Annotated in this window: 10 protein-coding genes; 1 reads left to right on the top strand and 9 read right to left on the bottom strand. The window is 49.0% G+C overall.

The genetic code is table 11. The features are described from left to right. Positions 1-41 precede the first annotated feature (41 nt). The 3 genes from ACM9J1_RS02160 to fabG form a co-directional block, all read right to left on the bottom strand. Positions 42-2069, bottom strand: coding sequence for a hypothetical protein (locus ACM9J1_RS02160; protein WP_415580242.1), 2028 nt, complete (start codon positions 2067-2069; stop codon positions 42-44). Positions 2070-2201: 132 nt separating this feature from the next. Then, the gene (locus ACM9J1_RS02155; protein ID WP_415580241.1) at positions 2202-3767 is read right to left on the bottom strand and encodes a T9SS type A sorting domain-containing protein; all 1566 of its coding nucleotides are present in this window, start codon (positions 3765-3767) and stop codon (positions 2202-2204) included. Positions 3768-3786: 19 nt separating this feature from the next. Next, entirely contained in the window at positions 3787-4533 is a 747-nt protein-coding gene (fabG, locus tag ACM9J1_RS02150; RefSeq protein WP_415580240.1) for a 3-oxoacyl-[acyl-carrier-protein] reductase, read from the bottom strand. A gap of 152 nt (positions 4534-4685) precedes the next feature. Here fabG and ACM9J1_RS02145 point away from each other — a divergent pair, with 152 nt between their 5' ends. Beyond that, entirely contained in the window at positions 4686-5378 is a 693-nt protein-coding gene (locus tag ACM9J1_RS02145) for a hypothetical protein (protein WP_415580238.1), read from the top strand. Between the two features lie 46 nt (positions 5379-5424). Here the strand turns inward: ACM9J1_RS02145 and ACM9J1_RS02140 are convergent, their stop codons facing one another. The 6 genes from ACM9J1_RS02140 to lpxA form a co-directional block, all read right to left on the bottom strand. Then, complete coding sequence (locus tag ACM9J1_RS02140; protein WP_415580237.1) at positions 5425-8142, bottom strand: DUF7619 domain-containing protein; 2718 nt, start codon at positions 8140-8142, stop codon at positions 5425-5427. Positions 8143-8228: 86 nt separating this feature from the next. Further along, positions 8229-9101 carry a succinate--CoA ligase subunit alpha gene (sucD, locus tag ACM9J1_RS02135; protein ID WP_415580236.1) on the bottom strand — a complete coding sequence of 291 codons (873 nt, stop codon included), beginning with the start codon at positions 9099-9101 and terminating at the stop codon, positions 8229-8231. 90 nt (positions 9102-9191) lie between these two features. Further along, positions 9192-9554, bottom strand: coding sequence for a nuclear transport factor 2 family protein (locus ACM9J1_RS02130; protein WP_415580235.1), 363 nt, complete (start codon positions 9552-9554; stop codon positions 9192-9194). After that, entirely contained in the window at positions 9551-10504 is a 954-nt protein-coding gene (locus tag ACM9J1_RS02125; RefSeq protein ID WP_415580234.1) for a UDP-3-O-(3-hydroxymyristoyl)glucosamine N-acyltransferase, read from the bottom strand. The genes ACM9J1_RS02130 and ACM9J1_RS02125 overlap by 4 nt, the downstream gene beginning before the upstream one ends. Before the next feature lie 87 nt (positions 10505-10591). Then, positions 10592-11152 (bottom strand): elongation factor P, encoded by a 561-nt coding sequence (efp, locus tag ACM9J1_RS02120; RefSeq protein WP_415580233.1) that lies wholly within the window; start codon positions 11150-11152, stop codon positions 10592-10594. A 151-nt stretch (positions 11153-11303) separates the two neighbouring features. Beyond that, a complete protein-coding gene (lpxA, locus tag ACM9J1_RS02115) occupies positions 11304-12089 on the bottom strand; it encodes an acyl-ACP--UDP-N-acetylglucosamine O-acyltransferase (RefSeq protein ID WP_415580232.1) in 786 nt (261 codons plus the stop codon). Positions 12090-12091: the final 2 nt, after the last annotated feature.

The raw sequence follows: 12091 nt of genomic DNA, 5'->3' as shown, positions 1-12091 counted from the left end.
CTTAAGCCTGGCTTAAAACCACCTTAACGATTCCTTAAAAATCAGAGCAGGCCATTGTATTTCCGGATGAACCATTCAGCGGCCAACGACGCGGCGATAATGGCCAACAGCCAAACCCAGTCGATAAGCGGTATTTTCCGGGGCACACTTTTCTGGACGGCGCGGTATTGCTGGTCTTCCAGCAAGGCTTTTATGAGTGATTCCAATTGGTCCGGCATTACGGTTTTGCCCTGCGTCTGGGCTGCGAGTTGGTTCAGTTTTACAAGGTCCGGATTGACGAATTGCTGCTCGATGTCGAAATCCAGTATCTCAAAATAGCCATTGTAAACGGTATTTGAGTTCAGTTCCTTGACCGAAAAGTTATACTTCCCGGCGGGCAGTCCGTCCAGATTCGCCTTGAAATTGTTGGCCCGTTTGAGCAGGTCATAACTCTTGGACTGCTTTGTTTCCTTGTTGGTCACCGAAAGCGTCAGGCGCGCCTTGTCGTCAAACTCATAGTTCTTGTTGAAATACTGCGCGGTGATTTCAATGGCATCGCCCGCATTATAGAACGATTCATGGTTGACCACCAGTGAACGCTTCTTGTCGTTGGTGGCCAGGAATTGTACGATCTTGTCGATAAACAAATCGAATTTCTCGAACGAGCGGTTGTCCAGATGGCTTTGCATGCGCCATTTCCAGATGTTTTCCCCGAAAAGCATCGCCGATCGGCTTCCTTTTTCTTCGCTGAACGCCAGCAAAGGCTGGTCAAGCGCGACGTCCCGGATGCGTGAACCAAGCAAAACATTGGTATTGCCGTTGGGCTTGGCCGTACCGAACGGATGTTGCAGCGGTGGGAAATTCGCAAACCCGATGTCTTCTACGGCAAAAAGGTTGAACTCAGGGCTGAACGTGGCCAGATAATCTTCTGGCTGGCCGCTCATCCGGAATTGGAAATGGCTTTGTTGCTGGCCCAGAAACCCGAAATCGGTGTTCATGCCGGTAATCGTAAAAGTGTTGAGCCGTGCCAATTTGTTCAGCTCGTACACTTGGCGGAACGAAGCGTCGGGCTGGTAAAGGATCAAAATATTGAAATCCTGCAATGATTTTATTTCCAAAGGTTTAACTATGGAAACTTTCCGTTGCGCATTGGTTTCGATACTTCGTTTGAGCGCGCCGATGTCCGGATGGTTCAAGGACGCGACAATGGCCACTTCCGTGCGCTGGTCGATCACTTCCACCGCGAAACGCTGGCGGTTGTTGTAGGTGTTCTTCTCGGTTTCCTTTGACGTCAAGGCCGCCGTAAAAACCTGCAGACCGGTATTGTTCGCGGGAAGCAACACATTCACGACCGCCGATTTAGAATCGGGTGAAAACGCGACGGATTGCTTTTCGAGCACCGTATTTCCGCTGGAAATCGTGAAGTCCGCCGAAATGTTTTTCGTCCCGGAATATTGCAGGAACACCTCTACCGGGAATTTGTTCTTGTGGAAAGCATATTTGTTGGCATTGACGCGCGCCACCCGCAAATCCAGGAATGTGGTCGTGTCGCCGAGCACCACCGGGAAAACCTTATTGGCCGGGCTAAACGTATAGACATAATCATTGCCTTTCGTTTGGTTGCCGTCCGTTATCAAAACCGTCGGGAACATCTTGTTCTTGTAAATCGAAGCCAGGCTTCGCGAGATGGTTTCCATATCGGATTGACGGCCTTTGAAATCGGGCGATTCAAGCAAAGAAAATTCGGTATCGAACTGGTATGGTTGTACGTCGAACTTGTCTGACAATCGTTTGTCTTCGGTCAATTGTTTCCAGACGGATTGCGCGGTGCCGTCGGCTTTCAAGACCTTGATCGAACTGGAATTGTCCAGCACGATCGGCAGCGGCGTTTTTTCGGTTTCGAAATTCGTACTTGAAATGACCGGATTGATCAACAAAAGCAACAAGCCAAAAATAGAGACGAAACGCAACACGGCGAGAATCAGGTTCGTCCTGTTTCGCCTGCCTGCTTTGAAAAAGTATTGGAAAAACGACAGTCCGGCGGCAACGACTAGCGATAATAAAAGTAAAAGGACTGTGCCGGTTGTCATGAATTGATATTTCTATTCAAAAAATAAATATAGTAATTATTAGGCGGTTTCTGCCTTTTGAACGGTGGTAAAAATTTAATAAGAAAACCGATGCCATCGACATCGGTTTCCGGATTTAAATTTTTTATGATCTCATTTCTTTACAAATGGCATCGTGTTTCCGCTGCTTTTTACGGTAAGGTAATACATACCTTGCGGAAGCCCGGAAATTTGGATCTGTTGCGTCACATCTGCCGAAAAAACTCCTTGCATAACTGATTTTCCGGCGATGTCTACGATTTCGAATTTCTGCGATTCAAGCCCATTTCCGGTTATCATCAAAACCTCGGATGCCGGATTCGGATAAACAACCATATCATTTCGCTGTGATTCTTCAATCCCAAGTAGCGCTGTCGTATGATAACGCGCAATCGCCGCACCCCAATTGAAGCTGTACCCATACAATCCAGCGACCAGCAATTTCCCGTCAGGCTGCAGCATTCCACTGGTTGCAAAGCTGAATGCAGTGCCAAAAGTGGTCAAAACCTGTCCATCGTTGCTGAAGGTCGAATCGAGAATCCCGGCGTCAGTATAACGAAGCACGCCAAAATAACTGGTCGATCCTGTAGTTATCCGCCCCAATACGATGATTTTCCCATCGTCTTGGATTAAAAGCGCTTTCGATGCCTGGTCGTCGCTTCCGGAATCGACGTCGGTTTCGGTCACTCCATCTGTACCGAAACTCGTATCGGCCGTACCATCTGCATTCCAACGATTCAGTTGGATATCGCTTGTTCCGATGGTATGGCCCGATGTCACGATCTTGCCGTCGGCCTGCCACGCGATTCCCCGCAGGTAATAGCTTCCTTCGCCCGGAGCAATTTCCAATTTACCGAGCGTTCCATAAGAGTTGTCCACCGAACCGTCGTCAAACAACCGAACGATGCCTAAATCTTCGCTGGTATTTCCGGCAACGAGCATCTTTCCGTCAGGTAGTATTTTGAGGTGCGTCGCTTCGTCGGCAGGACCCCCGAAATCAACGGTATGTTTTCCGTCGTTGCTGAAATCTGAATCCAAAGTTCCGTCGGCATTTAAACGGACAATGGCATAATCATAAGCAGTTGAACTGTTGCGAGCCCTTCCGATTCCTACGATTTTTCCGTCCGGTTGAATCTGGACTTCGTTAATGAAAACGTATGGGTTGGATGTGTCGTTTCCAACCGGAAAACTAAATTTTCCTGCGGTTCCGAAACTGTTGTCAAGCGTACCGTCTGAGTTCAGCCTTATAAAGCCCGCGTGCGATGCGCTATTGTCCGTCTGCAATCCTGCCGTTCCGGCTACGATGATTTTCCCGTCAGGCTGAACTGCAACACATCGGCCGACGTCGAACTTATTGGTTCCTTTGATATCTACTGAAATCGTTCCGTTCCCATTCGGGCCGAATGTCGTATCCATAGTTCCATTCGCAGTGAAACGGCAAATGAAGAAATTGTAATCTGACCCGGAACTTGCTTTTGTCCAGCCCACAGCAATAATTTTTCCATCAGCCTGCATGGCAATGTCCTCGGTTTGTTGATCGTAATAGTATGCCGCGACAAATTTTCCTCCGACACCGAAAGTAGTGTCTAATGAGCCTGCGTTTTGAGCATGAGCCGCAGTTGCTCCGATTAAGGTTGCCGTCAGGGTGCACAACCTCAAAAATGTAATTTTCTTGATCATATCGTTTTTGTTTTGTTACTTATGTCAGCATGCCGCCGTCCACGTTAAGCACTTGTCCGGTGACGTACGCGCTCATGTCCGAAGCCAGGAACAAACAGGCGTTTGCCACATCCTGGGTCGTGCCGCCGCGCTTGAGCGGAATCGAATCGCGCCAACCTTGCACGACTTCTGCGTTGAGTTTGGCGGTCATTTCGGTTTCGATGAAGCCCGGCGCTATGGCGTTGCAGCGGATGTTCCGCGACCCGAGTTCCAATGCGACCGATTTTGTAAAACCAATGACACCCGCTTTTGAAGCCGCGTAGTTGGCCTGTCCGGCATTTCCTTTCACACCAACCACGGAACTCATGTTGATGATGGAACCTGAACGCTGTTTGAGGAACGTTTTCTGGATGGCTTTGGTCATGTTGAACACCGATTTCAAATTCACGGCGATGACTTTATCGAAATCTTCCTCGCTCATGCGCATCAACAGGTTGTCTTTGGTGATGCCGGCGTTGTTGATCAAGACATCGACGCTGCCAAAATCTTCCACGACCGCGTTTACGAAGTTTTCCGCCTGCGCGAAGTCAGCCGCGTCGGACTGGTAGCCTTTCGCCTTTATGCCCAATTGGTTCAATTCGTTTTCGAGCGCCAGGGCAGATTCGGCCGATGCGCTGTATGTAAAAGCCACATTGGCGCCGTGCGCGGCAAAAACTTCGGCGATGCCTTTTCCGATGCCGCGGCTCGCGCCGGTGATGATGACGGTTTTTCCTTGGAGTAGTTTCATGATGGTTTGTTTAACGTCCCAAATATAGCCAATTCGACCATTTGACGAAATACCGCCGCCACAACTTTTAACAAATGCTCATGTTTGGAATTCGGGCAAATCGCTTAAATTAGTACGTTAACTCATTGGCTATGTTCTCGAAAACCATAAACTTGCGACACGAGTTGGACCGCGCCAAACGGCAGGCTTCAGAACAAGATTTGCTGGCGTCGGTCACTGAAATCCTTGCGAAAAATAAAGCCGAACGACTTGATATTTTGCGCCGGCTTGAAAGTGGCAGCGGCACATCGTTGAACAATCTCAACCTCGAACAACTCGAATCGGACCGGATGTATCACATTGGCCACATCAAAAAAGTCTGTATCGATTACCGGCTCAGGTTCCTGGAAAGCAACATGTTCAAGCACGATTTTCCTGCTGAAGCGATTTCCGAAATCCGCAATCTGGAAAAACAGCACCAAACCACACTCAACGGTTTTAGGATCATTGCGCCTACCAAGGCTTTTCACCTTTTGAATTACAATGATCCGATGCTTTTCGTGCCCATCGGAAATGACTACTATTACTTAATCCACCAATGGGGCGACGATTTGAAGGCGTCGCGCAAGTGGCTGGTGTGGCCGCTGCGGAACATTGGGACATTTACGTTGCTATGTCTGGCGGTCAGTATTTTCGTGACCTTGATCTTTCCGGTCAATCGGCTGGGCGAAAATATCAGGATGGCGACAATCATTGTTTTCTTGTTTGCGTTCAAGTCCATTTTCGCCGTGTTCATGTACGGGTTCTTCATGGGTGGCCGCAAATTCAGCGCGCAGATGTGGAACAGCAAGTTCTACAACAGTTAAAAAAGCCTGCAATCCGGCAGGCTTTTAATTTTTGGATGAATACCATTTATTGCTTAATGAATTTCGCTGCCGCATTTCCTTTGTCGGTAATAACCTTAAAAAAATAATTACCTGCGGAAAGTTGGGATACGTCAACCGATTCAATGTTGCCGATCCTCGTCAGGATCAATTGGCCAAACATGTTGTAAATCTGGAATGATTTCATTTCAACATCACTTGTCGCCTGAATATGAAGTGTATTTTTAACTGGATTCGGGTAAAGTGCAAAAGCCGTCGAAAACTCAAAATCAGGCGCGACTAAAAGCTGGATGTTTGTCGTCGCGGTATTGGTGGTCACCGGCAAATTGTAATCGAAATAGATATTGGCGGTGTTTGAAAAATTGTCGCCTACCACGAGCGTGGGTTTCGTTTTGATTTTAAAAGCGACGAAACCATCGTTGTCGGCATCTTCAAAAGGCAAGTTAATACCTTCAAAGATAAACTCCAGCAAGTTTTGTCCGGTAATTCTTGTGACGAAAGGATGGCTTCCTGCTAACGGTACAATTGAGCTTACGTCGAATTTTGTGTAGTCGATGTGGTCTTTTACCACGACATTCTCGGCCGGAAAGTTTCCGGTATTCTCAAACCGGATGACGTAATGCGCGTAATTGCCTGCAATTTCCGGTGACACCGTTGGACCTTCAAGGCAAGTCTTATCGTTCGGGTCCAGTGAGCCACGAACCACTTGCTTGAATCCGGAAACATTGTCGGTGGGCGTTTCATCAGACAGCACCTCATGGATTGTCGCCTGAAAGTTCAATTGGTCGCCGATGTTCACCGCTGGTGTTTCGACTGGGGAATTTGCATTGAGCGTGATCTCGATGGCCCGCATTTCAAAGGGTTGCAGCCCAGCGTAATCCCAAGACAGCATACTTCCTGATTGCGTTGCGGCGGGATTGGCCGATACGAAATCCATTTTATCGTCTTCGAACAAGAACGTCACCGTTCCCGATTCGGTCGTTGTACCTTTGTTTTTGTAGATGATGCGGTAATGCGAATCAAATCCCGGGCGCGCCACATCGGTTGGCATGACCACAACTTCTAAATCTTGGTGCTCGCCATTGAACGCGATGCAGAAATCCTGGTTTAGCGGGCTGGCTTGCGATGGGAATTCGACCGCGATCGTTGCTGGCGAAACCGTGAAATAAGTAGGATTTTCCAATTGAGGCGACACCGTATGCGTTCCGGCCTGAACCGGAATGATGTAATGTCCCGACGCGTTGCCGATAAAGTTGGAACTGTTGACACCGTCGGTGACCTGTAGGTTCATCGTCGGGAACACCGGATCGGAAGCCTCGCAGCCATCGTTGTCGGCATCGACTGTGGCGGTTCCTTGAATTTCATAGTAATCGCCGCCCGGAACAAACGAACAGTAGGAATTGAGCGCACAGTTGTCTACATAAGAGTAATTGTCCTGAAAAGAAAAATTGTACATCAACTGCGTCACGCCCTGGATTTGGGATTCGTCCACGCAAATGTATTGCAAGGTCGGGTTGCCGGAGAAATTGAAGCCGGATTCGTCGTTGCCGTTCTTCGCCAACAAATATTGCAGTTGGTTGGCCTGACATTCCAAGAAATTGATGTGCGAATTCTGGCTCAAATCCAGCGCCTGCAGTTGGTTGCCGGTGCACGCAAAGAAATACAGGTCGGGCATCCCCGAAACATCGATAATTGTCAGCCCGTTGTATCGGCATTGCAGGTTGACCATGGCGTGAAGATGGCTTAAATCCAGCGCCGTCAATTGGTTGAAATCACAATTTAGGTACGTTAGGTTTTCGATTGTCCCGAAATTGATCGAGGCCAACTGTCCGCCTTCGCAAGACAAGGCTGTAAGTTGCTGCAGGGCAGACACGTCGAGGCTCGCCATGACATTGCCGTCACAATACAGTTCATTGAGGTTCGGGGCGCCGTTTAGATCCAATGAGGCCAACTGTCCGCCGTTTACACTGATCGACTTCAGATTGGCCAAATTCCCGACCGTCAACGAAGACAATGCCGTGTTTCCGGTTCCGTTAAAGGTTTCCAAAGCGGGAAAGATTGAAATGTCGAAACCTGCAAATTGGTTCTGTGAAAGATCGAGCGACTTTAAAAGCGGCAAATTTGCAGCGTCGATGGTAACCAATTCATTACCGGACAGCGACACTTCCGAAAGAACGGGCAGGTTTGAAATATCGATGCCCGTGAAATTGTTATAGGCCAATTTTAGGATTTGGATGGCCAAAAGAGTGCTCAAGTTGACGGTTGACAAACCGTTGAAGTTGACCTCTAAAGTCTTTAGGGCCGGCAGGTTAGTCAATGCAAGCGAAGAAAGTGAATTGCTGTTGGCATAGAGTTCTTCCAACACAGACAAGCTATTGATGTTAAGTGCGGTCAATCCGCAAGACTGGCATGACAACTTCTTCAGTGCAGGCAACATACTTACATCCAACGTGACAATCCAGTTGTTGTCGCACGTAAATTCCTGTAAGTTGGTGAACGACTGGATGCCCTCGAAACTGGAAACCCCCGAATTGGTGATACTCAACTTCCTCACGACAAGCGCCTCGCTGACTTGTATCTCACCATCGTGGTTGCTGTCTACGATAACGTTTACGCCCGATGCGTTCTGCGCTACGTAATTCGCGTAGAGCAATTTGTTCTTGAAATTCTGGTCTGGGATGTTGACGATTTGCGATTGCACGCACACAGCGGCGAAAAAGGCGAACAAGACGTAAAGTTGTTTCATATAAGGGATTTACATGGTAAATATATCAAAACGAACGGGAATAAAAAACCCCGCATGACGCGGGGTTTCTTTATACTGAAACAGGATTATCCCATTACTTCTTTTACTTTCTTGCCAATCTCGGCAGGCGAATCTACCACGTGGATGCCGCACTCGCGCATGATGCGTTTCTTGGCTTCTGCGGTATCGTCGGCACCGCCCACAATGGCTCCGGCGTGGCCCATCGTACGGCCTTTCGGTGCGGTTTCTCCGGCGATGAACCCAATGACAGGCTTGCGGTTGCCATCAGCCTTTACCCATTTGGCGGCGTCGGCTTCAAGCTGGCCACCGATTTCGCCAATCATGATGATGCATTTGGTCTCCGGGTCGTTCATCAACAATTCAACGGCTTCTTTCGTCGTTGTCCCGATGATCGGGTCGCCACCGATACCGATGGCCGTTGTGATGCCCATGCCCTGCTTCACCACCTGGTCGGCGGCTTCATAAGTCAACGTTCCTGATTTGGATACGATGCCCACGCTGCCCTTCTTGAACACAAAGCCCGGCATAATGCCTACTTTGGCTTCTTCAGGCGTGATGACACCCGGGCAGTTTGGCCCGATCAGGCGACAGTTCTTGCCTTTAATATAGTCGTACGCTTTAATCATGTCAGCTACCGGAATACCTTCGGTGATCGTGATGATGACTTTGATGCCTGCATCGGCCGCTTCCATAATCGCGTCTGCGGCAAAAGCCGGCGGCACGAAAATGATGGTCGTGTCGGCACCTGCTTTATCGACGGCATCTTTCACGGTGTTGAATACCGGACGGTTCAAATGTTCCGTGCCGCCTTTGCCCGGCGTTACTCCGCCTACGACATTGGTGCCGTACTCAATCATTTGCGACGCGTGGAATGTGCCTTCGCTACCGGTAAAACCCTGTACGATAATCCTTGAATCCTTATTGACTAAAACGCTCATGTTTTATTTTTTATATGGTTTGAAATGTTATGCAAAAGTAGCATTGTTTTTTGATTGCCGAAGCTGAAAACCCGAAAAATCCACTATCGTTTACGATGGCTGGCTCATCTGGTAACCGCGGAACAATTTCCCGTCACGGACTTCCCAGATCACGATGAAATGCGCCATCAGGATTTCTTCCCGCGGGTTTTCGATTGTCTTGACGAAATGCGAATACCGCACAGACACCAGATTGCCTTCGGCGAGGATATGGCTGATGCGCATCTTAGAACGCACATAGGCCTTGCCCATTTCGGCGCATAAAGACACAATGTCGACCTTTTTCATTTGCAGGAAACCCTTGCTGCTGTTCCAGTCCAGCAAAGCTTCCTCGTGGAGGAATGAACCGGTGAGTTCCGGGTCGAGCAACACGTCCGACTTGTAAAAATTCTCGACGGTTTTCTTCGGTGTCATAGGGATTTATCGTTTTTTAGATCACTCAACTTTTCAAGGATATCGGGAATCCTTTTCAGATTGGTCAGTTGCTTCATCTTCTCGCGCGCATCTTCGGCCGGCGACCCAAAATAGGATTTTCCGCCTTCCAATGATTTGCCCACACCAGATTGCGCCAAGATAACAGCCTTCTCTCCTATTGTAATACCACTGGTGGTGCCCACTTGACCCCAAATCGTGACTTCGTCTTCAATCACGACACAACCTGCAATGCCGGTTTGGGCCGCAATGAGGCATTTTTTCCCAATAACCGTATCGTGCGCGACATGCACTTGGTTGTCTATTTTAGATCCTGCGCCGATGGTCGTGTCGCCGGTAACGCCGCGATCTATGGTGCAAAGCGCCCCGATATGGACGTTGTCTTCAATCACGACGCGCCCACCGGATTTGAGTTGGTCAAAACCTTCCGGACGCTTTTTATAGTAAAACGCATCGGCACCGAGCACGGCACCCGAATGGATCGTCACGTTATCGCCAATCACCGCGTGGTCGTAAATCGCCACATTGGCATGGATCACGCAATTTTTGCCGATGGTGACGTGGTTGCCCACAAAAACATTAGGCTGGATTATTGTTCCCTCACCAATGATAGCCGATTCAGAAACCGACGCACGCGACGCGCGGAACGGCCGGAAATGATTCGTCAGTTTATTGAAATCCCGGAACGGGTCGTCTGAAACCAGCAACGCTTTTCCGTCAGGGCATTCCACGTCTTTGTTGATCAGAACAATCGTGGCCGCAGACTGCAACGCCTTGTCATAATATTTCGGATGGTCCACAAACACGATGTCGCCCGGTTCCACCACATGGATTTCGTTCATGCCATGTACGGCAAAATCATCGGCCCCGATAAAACGGCAACCAATGATTTCGGAAATCTCTTTGAGCGTATGTATTCTAGGGAATTTCATTTAGTGGCTAGTGGTTAGTTGTCAGGGATTAGATGCTCGAAGTTAGTGCAATCATCTAACTACTAGCAACTAAAAACTATCGACTGTTTATACCCGCTCCATGTATTTTCCGGTCGCGGTCTCAATCTTGATCTTGTCGCCTTCGTTGATGAACAACGGCACGTTTACGGTGGCGCCGGTTTCAACAGTGGCCGGTTTGGTGGCGTTCGTAGACGTGTTGCCTTTCACGCCGGGCTCTGAATAAGTGACCTCAAGCACGACAGATGCCGGCATATCTACAGACAAAGGCGCTTCGGTTTCGGCGTTGATGATGACTTTCACACTAGTGCCTTCCTTGAGCAATTCCGGTGCGTCCAAGATGGCCTTGTCCAGAACAATCTGCTCATAGGTTTCGTTGTGCATGAAGTTGTAGTTGTCGCCCTCGGCGTACAAAAACTGGAATTCATGTGTTTCCACACGCACTTCATCGATCTTGTGACCTGCTGAAAACGTATTTTCCAACACTTTTCCGTTGGTCAGGCTTTTTAGTTTTGTCCTGACGAAAGCCGGTCCTTTGCCCGGTTTCACGTGAAGGAACTCGATGATTTTATAAATGTCGTGGTTGAATTTGATGCACAATCCGTTGCGGATGTCTGAAGTACTTGCCATTTCGTGTTATTATAAATTTTAAATTCTAAATTTTTAATTGTTTGGGCGTTTCCCTTGCGGGCCGGGCTGTCCATTTCAATCTTTTCTTTGCAAGAAAAGGATTTACATTTCCATCCCTAACGCGACTCCCGGTTTCAAAACCAGTTGTCAATTAATACGCGCCAGAATATCCTTTCATGATGCCGCGGCTCGAATTCCTGATGAAGTCCAGGATTTCGTCGCGCTCCGGTGTGGCCGCCATTTCGGCTTCAATGATCGAAACAGCCTGCGACGTATTGTAATTTTTCTGATAGAGAATCCGATAAATATCCTGGATTTCCCTGATCTTATCCGATGTGAAATTCCTTCGGCGCAACCCGACCGAGTTGATGCCCACGTATGACAACGGTTCTTTCGCCGCCTTGGTGAACGGCGGTACGTCCTTCCTGACGAGCGATCCGCCCGAAATCATCGCATGGTCACCGATGTGGATGAACTGGTGCACGGCCGCCAGCCCGCCTATGATGGCGAAATTCCCAACGGTCACGTGCCCGGCCAATGCCACGCCGTTCACGATGATCGCATTGTCGCCAATGTGGCAATCGTGCGCCACGTGCGCCGTAGCCATGATCAGGCAGTTGTTCCCGATGGTGGTCTGGCCCGAAGCAATTGTACCGCGGTTAATCGTGACACATTCGCGGATGGTGCAGTTGTCGCCGATGATGGCCAGCGAATCTTCGCCGCCGAATTTCAAATCCTGTGGCACGGCTGCAATGACCGCACCCGGAAAAATATTACAGTTCTTGCCGATGCGTGCGCCTTCCATAATGGTGACGTTCGACCCAATCCAGGTGCCGTCGCCGATAACAACGTTGTTGTGGATGGTCGTGAACGGTTCGATGACGACGTTCTTGGCTATCTTGGCGCCCGGATGGACGTAAGCTAACGGTTGGTTCATAG

The organism is Flavobacterium longum (genome assembly GCF_965137575.1).
In the GTDB taxonomy this organism is placed as follows: Bacteria; Bacteroidota; Bacteroidia; order Flavobacteriales; family Flavobacteriaceae; genus Flavobacterium; species Flavobacterium longum.
Note: the sequence above shows the minus strand (reverse complement) of the source record. Positions and strands in the feature narration are given on the sequence as shown.

What these genes read in the sequence shown, in the direction of transcription:
- ACM9J1_RS02160 (WP_415580242.1), bottom strand. Translation starts at nt 2,069, where the DNA reads ATGACAACCGGCACAGTCCTTTTACTTTTATTATCGCTAGTCGTTGCC.
- ACM9J1_RS02155 (WP_415580241.1), bottom strand. Translation starts at nt 3,767, where the DNA reads ATGATCAAGAAAATTACATTTTTGAGGTTGTGCACCCTGACGGCAACC.
- fabG (WP_415580240.1), bottom strand. Translation starts at nt 4,533, where the DNA reads ATGAAACTACTCCAAGGAAAAACCGTCATCATCACCGGCGCGAGCCGC.
- ACM9J1_RS02140 (WP_415580237.1), bottom strand. Translation starts at nt 8,142, where the DNA reads ATGAAACAACTTTACGTCTTGTTCGCCTTTTTCGCCGCTGTGTGCGTG.
- sucD (WP_415580236.1), bottom strand. Translation starts at nt 9,101, where the DNA reads ATGAGCGTTTTAGTCAATAAGGATTCAAGGATTATCGTACAGGGTTTT.
- ACM9J1_RS02130 (WP_415580235.1), bottom strand. Translation starts at nt 9,554, where the DNA reads ATGACACCGAAGAAAACCGTCGAGAATTTTTACAAGTCGGACGTGTTG.
- ACM9J1_RS02125 (WP_415580234.1), bottom strand. Translation starts at nt 10,504, where the DNA reads ATGAAATTCCCTAGAATACATACGCTCAAAGAGATTTCCGAAATCATT.
- efp (WP_415580233.1), bottom strand. Translation starts at nt 11,152, where the DNA reads ATGGCAAGTACTTCAGACATCCGCAACGGATTGTGCATCAAATTCAAC.
- lpxA (WP_415580232.1), bottom strand. Translation starts at nt 12,089, where the DNA reads ATGAACCAACCGTTAGCTTACGTCCATCCGGGCGCCAAGATAGCCAAG.